Here is an 18323-nt window from a genome sequence, read left to right as displayed (position 1 = left end):
CGTCGACGCGGCCGAGAACATCGTCACCGCCCTCGACCAGGTCGCGGCCCGGGTCGCGCCCGACGACCTCGGCACCGCCGAACGTGCCCTGGTGGCCAGCGCGACCGGCGCCGTCACCGACGAAACCCGCGGCCTGCCCGGGGAGGGGTTCGCGTTTCCTGCGGACCTGGTGCGGGGTATGGCGGGGCAGTGGCAGGCTCGCCTCGATCCCGACGGCACCGCCCCGAACGAGCCCGTCGCCGAGGCCCGCAGCACTGTGGGCTTCGGGCTCTTCCGCGACGGCCTCTACCCGCTCCGCGGCGGCGTCACGCCGGAGCTCCGCGGCATCATGAACGCCATCTTCGACACCTATCTCTCCGCTCACGCGGCGCCGGCATTCCCCACGGCCAAGGAACAGGCGCGCATGGCGGCCGGGCAGCTGATCCCGGGCGCCGAGGCCGCGGCCCTCAGCGACGACCGTAACGGTGGTCAGAAGCGCGCCGACATCCTCCGTGGTGTGTTCGAGGCCGCCACCCGTGACGCGGGAACCCCGACCATGGGCGGCGCCGCCCCCACCGTCATGATCCACGTCAACCAGGCCGACCTGGCCGCGGGCCGTGGGGTGGGCTGGATCGACGGCGTCGAAGCGCCGATCTCGCTGACAAGTGTGAAGCAGGCGCTCTGCGCCGGCGGATTTCAGGAGATCGTGTTCGGCCTGAGGAACGAGGTCCTCAGCCTCAGCACCGAGAATCGTTTCTTCAACCGGGCCCAACGCCGCGCCATCGCCGCCCGCGACGGCGGCTGCACCATCCCCGGCTGCACCGTGCCCGCCGCCTGGTGCGAAGTACACCACGTCATCCCCTGGCACCGCGGCGGCAAAACCGAGATCACCAACGGGGTACTCCTCTGCTGGTACCACCACCACAGCATCGACACCTCCGGCTGGAACATCCGCATGATCCGCGGCAAACCCCAAGTCCGGCCACCCTACTGCTACGACCCCACCCGCACCTGGCGGTCTGGGGGAGGGAACCGGTTGGGGGCTCGACAGGCTCAACCAACGTTGGCGTGATTTTTCGGGATCGGGTCACCAAATGGCTCAGACACGGACGTTGGTTAGAGCCTCCGGAATCAAGTCACAGGTGCGTTCCGGGACAGAAAAACCCCCGCACCCAGTGAGAAAAACCGGGATGCGGAGGAACGAGAAGCGCGGAGACGGTGGGATTTGAACCCACGGTACCCCGTGAAGGGTACTCCACCTTAGCAGGGTGGTGCACTAAGCCGTACTATGCGACGTCTCCATGGTGTCTGCAGCGCAAACACACGTAGATAAGCATAACGGTATTGACGGCATCCGCACGAACCAAGGACTGCGGGCGCCGCCCGGAGGCTACTGGTCCTCGAGCGACCGGCCTGCAGAGCAGGTGACGTCTCCGGCGGTCTGGCCCTGGACTGAATCGGAAAGCACTGCGGTCGGGGGCGTCGCGGCCGGATCCGGGACCGGTGCGGCCGGATCGGTCGTGGCATCGGGATCCGGGATCGCAGCCGGGTCCTCCGCAGCCGGGTCTTCGGCCAGTTGGAGCGAGTCGTCATCTTCGACGGCGGTGAACAGGTCGTCGAAGTCCGGCTGGATCGGTTCCACGCCGCCGTCAACATTGCCGGTCGGGGCCTGCACGAAGACCACCTTGCTGAGGTCGATGTCCTTCAGGGCCACGGCGATCGACGCCAGGGTGGAGACGTCGTTGAGACTCGTGGACAGGTTCATGTTGGCCGTGACGGCCTTGGCCAGCGAGTACACCTTGACGGGATCGGAGAGTGTGGACGCACTCTTCACGGTTCGCACGAGGGAGGACAGGAACACCTGCTGGTTGCTGATCCGCGTCAGGTCGCTGCCGTCGCCGACGCCGTGGCGGGTGCGCAGGAACTGCAGCGCCTCCAGACCCTCGAGCGTGTGCATTCCGGCCGGAAGGTAGGTGTTCGTGTACTCGTCTTCGATGTCTTCGGCGACACAGACCGGCACGCCGCCGACGGCCGTCGACATGGCCATGACGCCGTCGAACTGCACCTCTGCCGCATAGGGGATGCTCAAACCGGTGAGCTTCTCGACCGTGAGCACGGTGCAAGCCAGGCCACCGTAGGTGAGCGTGGTGTTGATTTTCTGGCTGCTCATCGCGTCGAAGGTGCCGCCGGCAGGGTCCGGGCACTCGGGGATGGGAACATACATGTCCCGGGGGAAGCTGATCACGGAGGCGTTGGTGTGGTCTTCGGAGATGTGCAGCAGCATGGTGACATCGTTGAGGTCGCCGGTGGAATCCTCCGGCCCGAACGAGGCATCCTGCCCCTTTCGGCTGTCGCTGCCGACAATCAGCAGGTTCACGCCGCCCGGGATCGCATCAATCTTGGGGGCGGGACCCTCGGTCTCGTTGGCCAGGGGCACGCTCTCCTGCACACTCGACGCGACATCGTAGGTCGCGATCGCGGCGACGGATGCGCCACTCACGAGCAGCACGGCCAGTGACGCGGCGAGCACCTTGGCCAAGGTCACGAACGGGTTGGAGCGGCGCAGCCGGCCATGGCGGGCGATGGTACTGAGCTTCTTCGATCGTGTCGAGCGGGGGCGTAATTCGTCGCTCACTCAGGTCCCTTCGTTAGTGCAGGCCGTGCAGAATCGAGGTGCGGAGGGCGTGGGATTCGAACCCACGAGACATCTCTGCCCACCAGTTTTCAAGACTGGCTCCATCGGCCGCTCGGACAGCCCTCCCGGTTCGCTGCCCGCGGCGCTGGTGGAACACGCGGTCGCGGACTATCGAATACCGACCGATTCTAGCCGCTTGCAGACTCACCACAGTGCCAGAGGATGCTGGCAGCGGGCTGGGCACCGCCTACAGGCTGCTCAGAACGAGCGCGAGCCCATCTTCGTGAACGGCGCCGGTAATCTCGCCGGCCGCCGCGAGCACCTCGTGCGGAGCCTGCCCCATGGCCACTCCCCGACCCTGAACCGACGCCCACTGCAGCATCTCGATGTCGTTGCGCCCGTCGCCGACGGCCATCACGCGACTCCGCGGAATCCCGAACTCGGCGCGCACCCGCTCCATGGCGGTGGCCTTGTTCACGCCGTCGGGGGCGATATCGAGCCAGGCAGTCCAGCCGATCGCGTAGCTCACCCGGTTCAGTCCCATCCGGTCGACGATCTGAAGAAAATCCTCCATGTCGTGGTCAGGCGAGATGACGACCACCCGGGTGGCGTCCTGGCGCAGCAGATCGTCGAACTCGACGTGCTCGCTATCCAGCCCGATCGTGGCATCCGGGAACGGCTCGGTGTAGCGGTAGAAGCCGCGCTCGTCTTCGACGGCATACCTGGCACCGACCAGGTGCGAGCGGATCTGCAGCAACACATCGGTCGGATCGAAGGTCTCGACCCATTCGCGCCGGTACCCGGCGGGGGAAGCCGGGTCGCGGTGCAGGGTGATCGCACCGTTCGAGCAGACCACGAAGCGCGGGGTGATGTCCAGGCGCTCGAGCACGGGGAGCGTGGTGGCGGACGAGCGCCCGGTGGCGAGCATGACCTCATGACCGGCCGCGGCGAGCCGCCGCACCTGGTCGAGGACGCCGTCGCTGATCGTGCCATTCTCGTGCATGGTGGTGCCGTCGATGTCCAGGGCCACCAGCCAGGGGGCATCCGTCGGCGTCGTCATGCGCCCACCGGCCGAATGACGTCGAGGCCGCCCAGCCAGGGGCGCAGCGCCTCGGGGATGAGTACCGAGCCATCCGCCTGTTGGTGCGTTTCGAGCAGGGCCACAATCCAGCGGGTCGTCGCCAGGGTGCCGTTGAGGGTTGCGACCGGCGCGGTCTTCCCCGACTCAGTGCGGTAACGGATATCGAGCCGGCGCGCCTGGTAGGTCGTGCAGTTGCTCGTGCTGGTCAGTTCGCGGTAGGCGTTCTGGGTGGGGACCCACGCCTCGATGTCGAACTTGCGGGCGGCGCTGGAGCCGAGGTCGCCGGCGGCCACGTCGATGACGCGGTAGCTGAGGCCGAGCGCCTGGAGCATGTCCTCCTGCAGGGCGACGAGGCGGTCGTGCTCGGCCTCGGCATTCTCCGGCAGCACGTAGGTGAACATCTCCAGCTTGTTGAACTGGTGCACCCGGATGATGCCGCGGGTGTCCTTGCCGCCCGAACCGGCCTCGCGCCGGTAGCAGGTGGACCAGCCAGCGTAGCGGAGCGGTCCGCCGGACAGGTCCAGGATCTCGTCCGAGTGGTAGCCGGCGAGCGCGACCTCGCTGGTGCCGGTGAGGTAGAGGTCGTCGGCGGGGAGGAAGTAGACCTCGTCGGCGTGCTCGCCGAGGAACCCGGTGCCGTCCATGATCTCGGGCCGCACCAGGGTGGGCGTGATCAAGGGGATGAAGCCGGCCGCCAGCGCCCGGTCGAGCGCCATGTTCATCAGCGCGATCTCGAGGCGGGCGCCGATGCCGCGCAGGAAGTAGAACCGGGCGCCGGACACCTTGGCCCCTCGGGCCATGTCGATGGCGCCGAGCAGTTCGCCCAGCTCGAGGTGGTCGCGCGGCTCGAAGTCGAAGGCGGGCATGGCGCCGTGGGTGCGGAGGGTGACGAAGTTCTCTTCACCGCCGGCCGGTACGCCGTCGATGACGGGGTTCGCGAGGGTGCGCACGACTGCGGTGAACAGCGCCTCGGCCTCGCCCGAGGCGGCCGCGGCGGACTTGACGTCGGCAGCGAGGCTCTGCGCCTGGGCGACGAGGGCCTTCTTCTCCGCGGGAGGCGCGGAGGCCACCTGCTTGCCGAACTGGTTCTGGGCGGCACGCAGCGCCTCAAACGCCCGGATAGTGGCGCGACGCTCCGCGTCGGCGGCGAGCGCGTCGTCGACCGCCTCGACCGACGCACCGCGCACTTTCTGCGAACGCTTGATAAGGTCAGGATTCTCTCGCAGCAGCACAGGATCAATCACCGAATCAGTCTACAAGCGCATGGTCCGGCACCTTGCTAGCCTTACCGCGTGGATACTCCCGATCAACCGACAGTTGTTCGGCGGGCGGCAATCGTCTACAACCCCACCAAAGTCGACCTGGACCGCCTGCGGGCGAGCGTGGCCCGCGCGGAGACCGCGTCAGGCTGGGCCGGCTCGCTCTGGCTCCCGACCGCCGCGGACGACGCCGGCAGGCAGTCCGCCCGGCTCGCCCTGGCGCAGGGTGCGTCCCTGGTGCTCGTGGCGGGCGGCGACGGCACGATTCGCGCGATCGCCGACGTGCTCCGTGGCTCCGGTGTGCCCCTGGCCATCGTGCCCCTCGGCACCGGCAATCTGCTGGCCCGCAACCTGGGCCTGCCGCTGTCGAACCTTGACGAGGCCACCATGGTTGCCTTCACGGGCGGAAACAAGCCGATCGACGTGGGTGTGGCATCCGTGCGCACCGACGACGGCGCCCTGGCCGACCACGTCTTCCTCGTGATGGCGGGCATCGGCATCGACGCCCAGATGGTCGTGAGCACGCGGCCCGAACTGAAGCGGGCGGTGGGCTGGCTGGCCTACGTCGACGCCGTGGCGCGCGTGCTCCCCCGGGTCAAGCCGTTCCAGATCCGGTACAGCCTGAACGGGCGCCCGCACCGGCCGGCGCACGTGAGCACCATCCTGATCGGCAATTGCGGCCTGCTGCCGGGAAATATCCAGATTCTGCCGGATGCCCGCCTCGACGACGGCATCCTCGACATCGCCATGCTGCAGCCCAAGGGCGTGCTCGGCTGGCTCACAATCTGGCGCCGGGTGACGTGGGAGAACGGCGTTCTGCGCCGCTCGGCGGCCGGGCGTCGCATCATCGAGCGAACCGAATCGACCACTGCACGGGTGATGACGACGCTGCACGCCGCCGATATCCGGATCGTGCTGGTCGAGGCGCAGGAGTTCGAGGTGGACGGCGACGCGCTCGGCCCGGTGCGCTCGGTGTCCCTGCGCACCGACCCTGCCGCCCTCGTCCTGCGGGTTCCCGTCGCGGCCTGAGGGCCGCGCTGGACTGGGCCGGGCTGGGCCGGGCTGGGCTGGGCTGGGCTGGGCTGGTGGGACCGTCAGACCGCGGGCTCGCCGAGCAGGCCGCGCAGCCAGGCGCGCGCACCGATGAAGACGTTGTCGTTGTAGCGCGAGGTGAACTCGATCGGCTGCTTGTCGGCCCGCGGGTACGAGCCGAGGAAGATCACCTGGGGGCTGAACCGGCGCAGGCCGAGCAGCGCGTCGGCCACGCGTTCGTCGTGGATATGACCGTCGGCGTCGATCACGAACCGGTAGCGCCCCAGGGCGTCGCCGATGGGGCGCGACTGGATCAGGCTGAGGTTGACGCCCCGGGTGGCGAACTGCTCGAGCATCTCGAGCAGGGCGCCTGAGCGGTCTTCGGGCAGCTCCACGATCAGGCTGGTCTTGTCGGCGCCAGTGCGGGGCGGCACGGTGGTGGTTCGGCTGACGAGCACGAAGCGGGTGACCGCGTTGGCATTGTCGCCGATACTGCGGGCGAGCACGACCACATCGTGGTGCTTCTCGATGCCGGGCGGGGCGATGGCGGCATCCGCCTGCCCTGATTCGACCAGCGACGCGGCGGCGGCCACGTTGCTCGACGCCGGAAGGTGGCCGTGGTGCGGCAGATTGGATGCCAGCCAGCGGCGGCACTGCGCATAGGCGACCGGATGCGCGTTGATGGTCTTCACATCGGCCAGCGCGGTGCCCGGGCGAGCCACCAGGACGAAGTTCACCGAAACCAGGTACTCGCCGATGATGCGCAGGTCGGGCACGCTCGCGAGGGCATCCTGCGTGGCGGACACGCCACCGTCGACGGAGTTCTCGATCGCGATCATCGCGGCCACGCTGCGGCCGGACACGACGTCGTCGAACGCCTCGCCGACATTGTTCACGGCCCGCCACGGCTTGCCCTGGGCTTCGACGACCTGGGTGAGGGCTGTCTCGGTGAAGGTGCCCGTCGGCCCGAGGAAGCTGTAGCTGACATTGCGCGACTCGGACATGCAGATCAGCCTAGTTGCAGTGCAAGACTGGACACCATGAACGAACGCGCGGGCACAGCGGCCCTGGAATCTGACCTTGTCGATGTCGAAGCGCTGGTGAAGGCGTACTACGACCTGAAACCGGATGTCACGGTGCCCGGCCAGCGAGTGGCCTTCGGCACCTCCGGTCACCGAGGGAGCTCCCTCAACACGGCCTTCAATGAAGACCACATTATCGCGACCACGCAGGCGATCGTTGAATTCCGCGCCATGCAGGGCATCACCGGGCCGCTCTTCATCGGCACCGACCCGCACGCCCTGAGCGCGCCAGCCTATACGACCGCCCTCGAAGTGCTCGTCGCGAACGGCGTGCGCGTGCTGGTCGACGAGTTCGACGACTATGTGCCTACTCCGGCCCTCTCTCACGCGATCCTGGCCTACAACCGGGCCGGGAACAACGACGAGGCCGATGGGATCGTGGTCACCCCGAGCCACAACCCGCCCTCCGACGGCGGCTTCAAATACAACCCGCCGCACGGCGGACCGGCCGACAGCGACGCCACCTCGTGGATCGCCGCCCGGGCCAACGAACTCATCGCCGCCGGGCTCAATGATGTCAAAAAAAGCGAGCCCAACGCAGTCGAGACCTACGACTTCCGCGGTGGGTACGTGAATGACCTTGAGAACATCATCGACATGGCCGCCATCAAGGCCAGCGGCATTCGTATCGGAGCCGACCCGCTCGGCGGCGCGAGCGTGGGCTACTGGGGTGCGATTCGCGACCGCTACGAGCTCAACCTGACCGTGATCAACCCCCACGTCGATCCCACCTGGCGCTTCATGACCCTGGACTGGGACGGCAAGATCCGGATGGATCCGTCGAGCCCGTCCGTGATGGCATCCGTCGCCGCCCACAAGGACGAGTTCGACATCGTCACCGGCAACGACGCCGATGCCGACCGGCACGGTATCGTCACCCCCGACGGCGGGCTGATGAACCCGAACCACTTCCTGGCCGTGGCTATCGACTACCTGTACAGCCACCGCGAAGGCTGGCGGGCGGATGCCGCGATCGGCAAGACGCTCGTCTCCTCCACCATGATCGACCGCGTCGCGGGTTTCCTCGGCCGCGACCTCTGGGAGGTGCCGGTCGGATTCAAGTGGTTCGTTCCGGGCCTGATCGACGGCTCGGTCGCCTTCGGCGGCGAGGAGAGCGCCGGCGCCAGCTTCGTGCGCTTCGACGGAACCGTCTGGACCACCGATAAGGACGGTATCCTGCTGGCCCTGCTCGCCTCGGAGATTCTTGCCGTGACCGGCAAGACGCCCAGCCAACGCTACGCCGAGCTGGCCGAGCACTTCGGCGACCCGGCCTACGCTCGCGTGGACGCGGCCGCGACGCCCGCCCAGAAGGCGCAGCTGTCCAAGCTCGACGGAGCCGCCATCACGGCCACCGAACTCGCCGGCGAGAAGATCATCGCCAAGATGAGTCACGCTCCCGGCAACGGTGCGGCAATCGGCGGCGTCAAGGTCGTCACCGAGAACGCCTGGTTCGCGGCCCGGCCGAGTGGCACCGAGGACGTTTACAAGATCTACGCCGAGTCCTTCACGGGCCCGGAACACCTGAAGCAGGTGCAGATCGAGGCAAAGGCCATCGTCGACGGCGCCATCGCCTGACGCGTCTGATCCGGACCGGCTTGACCACCGCGGCGGTCGAGCCTGTCGGGACCGGAGATCAGCAGTAGGGAGTGCTTCGGTACCTAGGGAATGCTCCAGTAGTACGCCGTGGCGCCCGGGTGCTTCTCGGTGATCGCGTAGTCGACCGACCGGAAGTCGGTGTCGTCGGTGTGGCCGGCATAGTAGATCTGGATGTCGTCGCCCGACCCCTCGATCCGGGTGACGACCCCGGTGTGGTCGCGGTCCCCGGAGTTGTCCCAGTCGAACTGCGCGACGTCGCCGAGCTTGACCTGGTCGCGCTGGTCATCCGTCAGGGCGGTGGCGCGGCCGGACTGCGCGACGTAGTCCCGGAACGCGGTTGAGCTGATCCACGGTGACGAGGTGTCGAAGTCGGAGCCGGTTCCCTCTGCGTACCACTGGTCGTCCATGGTCCAGCCCCGCTCGATCAGGGATTGGCTGGTGAAATTGACGCAGTCGTTGTCGGTGATGACGCCGTAGTCATCCGTGTTGTAGTCGGTCCAGTGGGCGAGCATGTAACTCACCTGCGCCTGCACCTGGGCGTCGATGGGAACCGGCTCTGCGGCCTCCGCGGGGGCGACCCGATCTGGGGCCGTCGCGTCAGACTCGACCGCATCGGCCTTCGGCGCCGTTTGCGTGGAGTCAGCAGCCGGGGTCGGAGTCGCCGAGACGACGGCTTCGTCCCCAGTCACCCCGGCCACGGCGGCCGTTCCGGCCACGAGGCCGCCCAGAACGAGTACGGCAGCGACGATGCGGAAGCGTCGGGTCAGAACCACAGATTTCTCTCTTCGTTCGGGGTGCCACCGGGGGGGTGTGGCAGACACGCCCCGTTCGGGGGACGGTTTCTAGATAATCACACTTATCCGGGAAATGCCCGGGTGGACGACACACCGGCCCTGCGCCGATCAGGAAACGGGATCGGGGAACGGGATCAGTGGTAGCCGGGAGCCGCCGGGAGCCCGAAAAACTCCTCGAGGGTGGCGGTGCCGGTGGCGTGCATCTCCGTGGCCAGTTCCGTTCCGATGTAGCGGAAGTGCCAGGGCTCGTAGCCGTAGCCGGTGATGGCCACCTTGTCGGCCGGGTAGCGCAGCAGGAACCCGAAACGCCAGGCATTCCCGGCAAGCCACTGCCCCTGTGGGGTGTCGCCGAAGCAGGCATCCAGCGAACAGATCCCGGGCAGTGCGCTGATGTCGATGGCCAGACCGGTCTGGTGCTCGCTGGTTCCCGGCCGGGCCGTGCTGGTGTCGGCGAACGCCTGTCCGTTCGCGGCGACATCCGCGTCGTAGACCATCACCTGGGCCGCGAAGCTCCGGTAGGCGCTGTGGGACTGCAGCTTCAGCCCGGTCTCCGCCTCGAACGCGGAGAACAGGGCCACGGTTGCGTCCGACGCCTCCCGGCGAAGTTGCGGGCTCCAGACGTGAGCCACCGGGACGTCGACGAGGTCGGTCGGAGCGTAGTCGAAGGGGTTCAGCGGGCGGGTCTTGTCAACGACGACCCAGAGGCTCGCCGGGTCGTCGAGTGAGCGGGCGGAACGGTCAAAGGTAGGCATCACGGCCGGCTCCGGGGAACCTGTCGGGGCGGCCCGAGGCGGGGTGGGGGTGGGGCTCGGTTCGGCACGGGCAATCAGCGTCGGAGCGACGGCGGAACCGACGACGGGCGGCGCGGTTTCCCCGGTCAGGGCTCCGGCCGCCACCGCACCGGCGGCGAGTCCAGAGATGACGATGGACAGCACGACGATACGCCTCCGCCGGAACGGATGCGCGACCCCCACTGCCCGATCTGCCCACACGATGCTGAGCCTAGACCGGAGCGGGCTCCCCCAGCCTCCGACGGCCCGCAGCCGCTTGAAGATTGTTTGCCCATCGTGTAACTTTGCGCACAATGCAAACTTCTCCCTCTCTCGCCGCCCCGCCGCTGATGTCCCACCGGCAGATTCTCTTCGTCATCTTCGGACTGATGGCCGGAATGTTCCTCTCCGCCCTCGATCAGACCATTGTCGGAACATCGATGCGCACCATCGCCGACGACCTCGACGGCATGGCGCTGCAGGCCTGGGTGACGACCGCCTACCTGATCGTGTCGTGCATCAGCACGCCGATCTACGGCAAACTCAGCGACATTTTCGGGCGCCGCCCGCTGTTCCTGATCGCGATCACGATCTTCCTCATCGGCTCGCTCCTGGCCGGCCTGGCGAACTCGATGTACGAGCTCGCGATCTTCCGGGCCATCCAGGGGCTCGGCGCCGGCGGCCTGATGGCTCTCCCCCTGACGATCATGGGCGACATGCTGGCACCCCGGGAGCGGGCGAAATACCAGGGGTACTTCCTGGCCGTCTTCGGGGTCTCCAGCGTGATCGGCCCGCTCATCGGCGGCGTCCTGTCGGGCTCGGACACGATCCTCGGAATCACGGGCTGGCGGTGGGTCTTCCTGATCAACCTTCCGATCGGCATCATCGCCCTCGCAATCGTGCTGAAGTTTCTACACGTTCCCCACTTCGCCCGGCCCGTTCGCATCGACTGGTGGGGAGCGGTGACCGTGATCCTTGCTGCCGCGCCGCTGCTGCTCGTGGCCGAGCAGGGCCGCACCTGGGGCTGGGGTTCGATCCCCTCGATCGCCTGCTACGTGATCGGACTCTTCAGCATCGCGGCCTTCATCCTCGCCGAGCGGCTGATGGGCGACGACGCGCTCATCCCGCTGAAACTGTTCCGTTCGTCCACGTTCAGGATGGCGACCATCCTGGGCGTCTTCGTCGGCTTCGGCATGTTCGGCGCCATGATGACGGTGCCGCTCTACCTGCAGCTCGTGAACGGGGCCACCCCGACGGAGAGCGGCTTCCTGATGCTGCCGATGATCGCGGGCCTGATGATCTCCTCCATTGTGAGCGGCCAGCTGATCGCCCGTACCGGGCGCTACAAGATGTTCCCCACCATCGGCACTGCCTTCATGTCGGCAGGCTTCCTGCTCTTCACATTCGCCACCGCCGACAAGCCGGTCGGATTCATGATGGCCGGGATGCTCCTGATCGGCCTCGGCCTCGGCCAGCTGATGCAGACGCTCACCATCGCCAGCCAGAATTCGGTCGGCCCTCGGGATATCGGCGTGGCCACATCCGCCTCGACGTTTTTCCGCCAGATCGGCGGCACGCTCGGCACCGCCGTGCTCTTTTCGGTGCTGTTCACCCGCATCCCCGACACGATCGGCGCGGCCTTCGACAACCCGACCATCGTCTCCGGGGTCAGGGACGCTGCAACGGACCCGGCCGTGCAGGCCGACCCGGCGAACACCGGCATCCTGGCACTGTTGGCCAACCCGGGCAGCGTGGGCGGCGCCCTCGACGGCGACACCTCGTTCCTCAACACGGCCGACCCGCGGCTCGCGGAGCCGTTCCTCGTCGGCTTCAACGACGCATCCGTCACCGTCTTCTGGGTGAGCCTGGCCGTCGTGCTGGTCGCATTCGTACTGAGCTTCTTCCTCACGGCGCCGCCGCTGCGCAACACCTCCGCCCTGCAGGAGGCCGCGGACGAGAACGCGGCCGAGCTGACCGCGCAGGCCGAGCTGACCCGGGACGCGCAGCGGGCCGCCGACAGGATGGGCGCCCTGGTCGAGCCGGGGATCGACGTCGACGAGTTCGAGCGCGAGGCCCGCACCCAGCCCCGCTAGCACCCGAACGAATTCGACGGAGATTTTGCTCCTACCGCCCCGTTTAGGCCTCAAATCGTCACTTTGTGGCAAAATCTCCGTCGAATGCGCACAGGGCGCGCAGTCACGGATGGCCCGGTCCGGGCGTGGGGAATTGTGGGGGCCGTCGGGGCGTTGTACCGGTAATGCGCATTGTTATTGCAGGTGGACATGGAAAAATCGCTCGGCAGCTCACGCGGGAGCTCACGAAGAATGGCCACGAGGTCCTCGGGCTGATCCGCTCGGAGGAACAGAGGGCGGACCTCGTCGCTGACGGAGCCGTTCCGGTGGTGATCGACCTCGAAAAGACCTCATCGGCCGAGGTGGCGCACCTCTTGGCCGGTGCCGACGTCGCGGTGTTCGCCGCGGGCGCCGGAGCCGACGGCAGCGAGGAGCGCCGTCAGGCCGTCGACTTCGGCGGCTCCGTGCGACTGGCCGACGCGGCCGAGTCCGCCGGCGTGGGGCGCTTCATCCAGATCTCGTCGACCGGCACCGAGAAGGTGCGGGACGGTCATACCCCGGCGGATGTCCCGGCGGACTTCCTGGGCTACCTGCAGGCCAAACTGGCGGCCGAGGAAGACCTGATCGCTCGGTCCCTGGCCTGGACGATCGTTCGCCCCGGCGGCCTCGTCGACGACGCAGGAACCGGACTGGTGCGCCTGAACCCGGCCGGCCCCGGCCTGCCGGAAGATCGCGCGACTGTGCCCCGCGCGGACGTCGCGGCCGTGCTGGCCGCACTCATCGAGACCGGCGCCGCCGAGCGCCGGGTGCTGCACCTGGTCTCCGGCGACGAACCCGTCGCTGTCGCCGTAGCCGCGTTCGCCTAAGGCTTCGGCCGCCAGGCGGGCCCCCGCCGGTCGACCCGGTGCACCTTCAGCCGACACAGCGCCGGCCCTCCGCACAACACCGCGGAGGGCCGGCGCTTGAATGCGCGGTAGATGTCTGGCAGTCTGTGAGAGCGCTCTCATTAGTGAGATGGTGGAGCACTCGCCGGCCGGAACATCCGCCGGAGTGAATTCAATGGAGGATCGCATGCCCCTCGAGACCATCATTCAGCCCACCGTCCGGGGCGAGATGCCGTTCGACCCCGTAGAGGGCACTGACCCTGCGGAGGGCACCGTCCGGGGCGGACCGGTCGATCTGGACGGACGCCGGTTCTACCGGATCGAGGCCTACGACCAGATGCCGCCGTTCTTCATGACCCTCGTCGGCGCGAGCAACGTCTGGCTCTTCATCTCGAGCACGGGCGGCCTGACGGCAGGACGGGTCGACGCCGATCGGGCCCTGTTCCCGTATTACACCGACGACAAGGTCACCGAGAGCGGCGGCCGAACCGGTGGGCTCAGCGTGCTGCTCGTTCGACACCCCGACGGGACCGGGATTCACTGGCAGCCGTTCGCGGAGGTGCGTCCCGGCGATCAGGCCGTGCAGCGCACGCTGTACAAGGACGCCCTCGGCACCACCCTGGTCTTCGAGGAGACCCGCCCGGATCTCGGCCTGCGCCTGCGCGTGACCTGGCAGACGAGTGCCCGCTTCGGCGTCGTGCGCAGCTGCGCCCTGACCTCGCTCGGCGAAACGCTCGACGTCGACCTCCTCGACGGCCTGGTGAACATCCTTCCCGCCGGAGCCCTCAAGAAGACGCAGAACGAGCTGAGCGTGCTGCTGGACGCCTACAAGCGGGCCGAACTCGACTCTTCGACGGGCCTCGGGCTGCTGACACTGAACGCGACGCTCTCCGACCTCGCCGAGCCCAGCGAGTCGCTGCAGGCCAACGTGGCCTGGCAGGTCGGGCTGGGCAACGCCGAGTACCTGCTCTCGATCAGCCAGGTGGCTGCCTTCGCCCGGGGCCGGGGCATCACCGCCGAGACGGATGTCCGCGGCCAGCGCGGCGCTTACCTCGTGCACGCGCGGATCACGCTGGCCCCCGGAAGCACGCAGCGCTGGCAGATCGTCGCCGACGTCAACCAGGACGCGGCCGATGTCGTCGCCCTGCGCGAGAAGCTGCGAGATCCTGCCGGGCTCGCCGAGGAGCTCGCGGCCGACATCGTCGGCACCCGGTCCGACCTGGAGACGATCCTCGCGGCCACCGACGCCGCCCAGCACAGCGGCGACGAGCTCGCGACCATCCACCACACCGCCAACGTGCTTTTCAACACGATGCGCGGCGGCGTTCCGGCCGAGGGCTACACGGTGGAGTCGAGCGACGTGCGGGCGTTCATCATGCAGCGGAGTCAGTCGACCGCCCAGCGCTGCGCCGGCGTGCTGGCGGCGCTGCCCGAGCGGCTGCGCGCCGACGAACTCATCGCCATCACCCAGGAGCACGGCGACGTAGACCTGTGGCGCCTCGCCACGGAATACCTGCCGCTCACGTTCAGCCGCCGGCACGGCGATCCGAGCCGGCCGTGGAATCAGTTCCGGATCGTTCTGAAAGACGAGAGCGGCATCCGTCGCCTGGAATACCAAGGCAACTGGCGGGACATCTTCCAGAACTGGGAGGCGCTGGCCTGGTCATTCCCCGAATTCGTGGAGTCGATGGTCACGATCTTCCTTGACGCCACGACCGCCGACGGCTACAACCCGTACCGGATCTCTCGCGAGGGCATCGACTGGGAGGTCCCCGAGCCCGAAGACCCCTGGGCCAACATCGGTTACTGGAGCGACCACCAGATCATCTACCTGCTCAAGTTGCTCGAGACCTCCCGCCGCTTCCACCCGGGGCGCCTCGACGCGCTCATCAACCGGGCGGCCTTCACCCACGCCGACGTGCCGTACCGGATCGCCGCCTATGCGGACATCCTCACGGACCCGTACAACACCATCACCTTCGACGACGAGCGGCAGCGCACGATCACGCGGCGGGTCGCCGAGGAGGGCTCGGACGGTCGGCTCGTGCACGGTGCCGACGGCGACCTCGTGCGGGTAACGCTGGCCGAGAAGGTGCTGCTGCTCCTGCTGGCCAAGCTCGTCAATCTGGTGCCGGACGGCGGCATCTGGATGACGACCCAGCGCCCGGAATGGAACGACGCCAACAACGCGCTCGTCGGCCGTGGCCTGTCGGTGGTCACCCTCGCCTATCTGCGCCGCTACCTCGTCTTCGTGCAGGACCTCCTGACCGTCGACGTCGAGCTCTCGAGCGAGCTCGCCGGACTGCTCACCGCGGTGCGCGACGTGCTCTTCGAGCATGCGGATGGCCTGGCCGGCGGGTTCGATTCCACTCGCCGCCGGGCCGTGATGGACGGCCTGGGCGAGGCAGGGACCGCCTATCGCGAGCGGGTCTACGCCGGGTTCGGTGGGGAGCGGTCGACGGTCGCCGCGGGAGACGTCGCCGAACTGCTCGATCTGGCTCGACGCTTCATAGAGTCCGGCCTGCACGCCAACCGGCGGGACGACGGGCTCGTGCACTCCTACAACGTGCTGGAGTTCGGGGACGATGGGGCCGATGTGCGACGGCTCGCGGAGATGCTCGAGGGCCAGGTCGCCATCCTTTCCTCCGGCCTGCTCGGCCCGGAAGAGACGCTGGACCTGCTCGGTGCCCTGCGCACGAGCCGGCTGTACCGCGCCGACCAGCACAGCTACATCCTCTATCCCGACAAGGACCTTTCGTCCTTCCTCGCCCGCAACACCTTCAGTGCGGCACGGGCCGCCGACTGCCCTCTCGCCCTGCGCCTCATCGCTGCCGGCGACCGCAGCATCGTTGTGCGCGATGTTCAGGGCGACCTGCACTTCGCCGCCCACATCCGAAACGCCAGGGGCGTTTCGGAGGCGCTCGACCGGCTCAGCGCCGACCCGGCGCTGCAGGGCGCCGTGGAACAGGACCGGGCGGAACTGCTCACCATCTTCGAGGAAGTCTTCCGGCATGCGGAATTCACCGGGCGCTCCGGCTCGTTCTTCGCCTATGAGGGCCTCGGCAGCATCTACTGGCACATGGTCGCGAAGCTGCTGCTCGCGGTGCAGGAGACACTCGACCGGGCCGTCGCCGAGCAGGCGGATGAAACTTCGATCCAGGGGCTGATGGCGGCGTACGAGGACGTGCGTGCCGGCATCGGCTACCGCAAGGATCCGCTCACCTACGGTGCGTTCCCCACCGATCCTTACTCGCACACGCCCGCCGGCCAGGGCGCCCGGCAGCCGGGGATGACCGGGCAGGTCAAGGAGGAGGTGCTCACCCGCCTGGGCGAGCTCGGCCTGCGGGTCGAAGACGGTCGCATCCGTTTGCGGCCCACCCTGCTGCGGGCCGGCGAGTGGACCACGGCTCCCGGCACGTTCGCCTACCGGGATGTCCTCGGCGAGCAGCACAGCGTCGAGCTGCCCGCGGACACGCTCGCGTTCACGTTCTGTCAGGTCCCGGTCGTGTTCCACCGCGGCGGCCCGCTCGAGATGGTCGCGCACCTCACCGACGGCGCCCAGGTGCCCGGTCCTGGCGGCACGCTCGACGCCGACGTGAGCGCGAGCGTCTTCCGCCGCGACGGCCGGGTGCGCTCCCTCACGGTGACCGTACCGGACCACGACGGACTCTGACCGCCGCACCAGGAGAGAGCGCTCTCTTGACAAACCACCGATGCGCGCACTAACGTAAGCACCACCACGTGAGAGCGCTCTCACGGCACCATGAGAGCGGCCTTGCATCCACCCATCAGCACGCACACAAGGGAGTGACCGTGAAGCGTTTCCCGCGCACCACACTTGCAGTAACAGTCGCCGGAGCAGCATCCTTCGCACTGGTTCTATCCGGTTGTTCAGCGAACGCCGGCGGAGAGCAGTCGACCGACGAAAACGTCAAACTGACCGTCGCGACGTTCAACGAATTCGGCTATGACGACCTGTTCGCCGAGTACGAGAAGGCCAACCCGAACGTCACCATCACGCACAAGAAGGCCGCCACCTCCAACGAGGCCCGCGACAACCTCACGACCCGTCTCGCCGCAGGCAGCGGCCTGAGCGACGTCGAGGCCATCGAGGTCGACTGGCTGCCGGAACTGCTCCAATACTCCGACCAGTTCATCGACCTCGCCTCTGACGACGTCGACGAGCGCTGGCTCGATTGGAAGACCGAGGCCGCGACGGATGCCGACGGCCGCCTGATCGCCTACGGCACCGACATCGGTCCGGAAGCCGTCTGCTACCGCTCCGACCTGTTCGCCGCCGCCGGTCTTCCGACCGACCGCGCCGAGGTCGCCGCACTCCTCGGCACCAGCTGGGAGAGCTACTACGCAGCCGGTGAGAAGTTCGCTGCTGCCGGCACGAACGTGCCGTGGTTCGACTCTGCCGGAGCCACCTGGCAGGGCGTCGTCAACCAGATCCCCAACGCCTATGAAGAAGAAGACGGCACCATCATCGCCACCGGGAACCCGGAGGTGAAGAAGGCCTACACGAGCGTGCTCGAGGCCAGCAGCACACTGTCCGCGCACCTCGGACAGTGGAGCGACGACTGGACCGCCAGCTTCCAGAACGACGGCTTCGCCACGATGCTCTGCCCGGGCTGGATGCTCGGCGTGATCTCCGGCAACGCTGAAGGCGTCGCCGGCTGGGACATCGCCGACACGTTCCCCGGCGGCGGCGGCAACTGGGGCGGCTCGTACCTGACCGTTCCCGAGCAATCCAAGAACCAGGCCGAGGCCCAGAAGCTCGCTTCCTGGCTGACCGCCCCGGAGCAGCAGCTCAAGGCGTTCGCGTCCAAGGGCACGTTTCCGAGCCAGCTCGAAGCCCTCGAGAGCGACAAACTCCTCGGCGCCACGAACGAGTTCTTCAACAACGCGCCGACCGGTGAGATCCTTGCCAACCGCGCCGCCGCTGTCGACGTGACCCCGTACAAGGGCGAGTTCTACTTCGCGATCAACGACGCCATGCAGCAGGCGCTCACCCGCGTCGAAGACGGCACCATGACGGCTGACGAGTCGTGGGCTCAGTGGGTCACCGACGTCGAGTCGCTCGGCTAACCAGCACCACCCCGCCGGTCGGGCCGGTCGAGACCACCTGGTCCCGGC

The 18323-nt window shown here is 67.9% G+C and carries 13 protein-coding genes and 2 tRNA genes; 7 read left to right on the top strand and 8 right to left on the bottom strand.

The features are described 5' to 3' along the window. Positions 1-1051, top strand: a 1051-nt coding sequence (locus tag CXY81_RS06720) for an HNH endonuclease signature motif containing protein (protein ID WP_146067636.1), incomplete at its 5' end; no start/stop codon positions are given. A 138-nt stretch (positions 1052-1189) separates the two neighbouring features. Here CXY81_RS06720 and CXY81_RS06715 read toward each other — a convergent pair. From CXY81_RS06715 to serS, 5 genes are all read right to left on the bottom strand, one after another. Then, positions 1190-1280: transfer RNA gene (locus tag CXY81_RS06715), tRNA-Ser, on the bottom strand. An 89-nt stretch (positions 1281-1369) separates the two neighbouring features. Beyond that, on the bottom strand, positions 1370-2614 hold the full coding sequence (locus tag CXY81_RS06710) for an LCP family protein (protein WP_104194375.1): 1245 nt from the start codon (positions 2612-2614) through the stop codon (positions 1370-1372). A 41-nt stretch (positions 2615-2655) separates the two neighbouring features. After that, a tRNA-Ser gene (locus CXY81_RS06705) sits at positions 2656-2740 on the bottom strand. Positions 2741-2861: 121 nt separating this feature from the next. Next, positions 2862-3674, bottom strand: coding sequence for an HAD family hydrolase (locus tag CXY81_RS06700; RefSeq protein WP_104170069.1), 813 nt, complete (start codon positions 3672-3674; stop codon positions 2862-2864). Then, on the bottom strand, positions 3671-4939 hold the full coding sequence (serS, locus tag CXY81_RS06695; protein WP_104194374.1) for a serine--tRNA ligase: 1269 nt from the start codon (positions 4937-4939) through the stop codon (positions 3671-3673). The genes CXY81_RS06700 and serS overlap by 4 nt, the downstream gene beginning before the upstream one ends. A gap of 48 nt (positions 4940-4987) precedes the next feature. Here serS and CXY81_RS06690 point away from each other — a divergent pair, with 48 nt between their 5' ends. Further along, a complete protein-coding gene (locus CXY81_RS06690) occupies positions 4988-5983 on the top strand; it encodes a diacylglycerol kinase family protein (protein ID WP_104194373.1) in 996 nt (331 codons plus the stop codon). A gap of 65 nt (positions 5984-6048) precedes the next feature. Here the strand turns inward: CXY81_RS06690 and pheA are convergent, their stop codons facing one another. Next, positions 6049-6990: a prephenate dehydratase gene (pheA, locus tag CXY81_RS06685; protein WP_104170066.1), complete on the bottom strand. Its 942-nt coding sequence runs from the start codon at positions 6988-6990 to the stop codon at positions 6049-6051. Between the two features lie 36 nt (positions 6991-7026). On the opposite strand from pheA, the gene pgm reads away from it, so the two are divergent. Then, entirely contained in the window at positions 7027-8643 is a 1617-nt protein-coding gene (gene pgm / locus CXY81_RS06680) for a phosphoglucomutase (alpha-D-glucose-1,6-bisphosphate-dependent) (RefSeq protein WP_104194372.1), read from the top strand. Between the two features lie 83 nt (positions 8644-8726). On the opposite strand, the gene CXY81_RS06675 is transcribed toward pgm, so the two are convergent. Together CXY81_RS06675 and CXY81_RS06670 are read right to left on the bottom strand one after the other, a co-directional pair. After that, positions 8727-9437 (bottom strand): amidase domain-containing protein, encoded by a 711-nt coding sequence (locus CXY81_RS06675; protein WP_104194371.1) that lies wholly within the window; start codon positions 9435-9437, stop codon positions 8727-8729. Between the two features lie 155 nt (positions 9438-9592). Continuing rightward, entirely contained in the window at positions 9593-10450 is an 858-nt protein-coding gene (locus CXY81_RS06670) for a M15 family metallopeptidase (RefSeq protein WP_233194028.1), read from the bottom strand. 92 nt (positions 10451-10542) lie between these two features. Here CXY81_RS06670 and CXY81_RS06665 point away from each other — a divergent pair, with 92 nt between their 5' ends. From CXY81_RS06665 to CXY81_RS06650, 4 genes are all read left to right on the top strand, one after another. Next, a complete protein-coding gene (locus tag CXY81_RS06665) occupies positions 10543-12321 on the top strand; it encodes an MDR family MFS transporter (protein ID WP_233194027.1) in 1779 nt (592 codons plus the stop codon). 164 nt (positions 12322-12485) lie between these two features. Continuing rightward, on the top strand, positions 12486-13166 hold the full coding sequence (locus CXY81_RS06660; protein WP_104194370.1) for an NAD(P)H-binding protein: 681 nt from the start codon (positions 12486-12488) through the stop codon (positions 13164-13166). Positions 13167-13371: 205 nt separating this feature from the next. Then, positions 13372-16857 (top strand): hypothetical protein, encoded by a 3486-nt coding sequence (locus CXY81_RS06655; protein ID WP_146067635.1) that lies wholly within the window; start codon positions 13372-13374, stop codon positions 16855-16857. Between the two features lie 140 nt (positions 16858-16997). Beyond that, positions 16998-18275 carry an ABC transporter substrate-binding protein gene (locus tag CXY81_RS06650; RefSeq protein WP_104170080.1) on the top strand — a complete coding sequence of 426 codons (1278 nt, stop codon included), beginning with the start codon at positions 16998-17000 and terminating at the stop codon, positions 18273-18275. The last annotated feature ends 48 nt before the right edge of the window (positions 18276-18323 follow it).

Source organism: Cryobacterium sp. M25 (assembly GCF_002929635.1).
Classification (GTDB): domain Bacteria; phylum Actinomycetota; class Actinomycetes; order Actinomycetales; family Microbacteriaceae; genus Cryobacterium; species Cryobacterium sandaracinum.
Note: the sequence above shows the minus strand (reverse complement) of the source record. Positions and strands in the feature narration are given on the sequence as shown.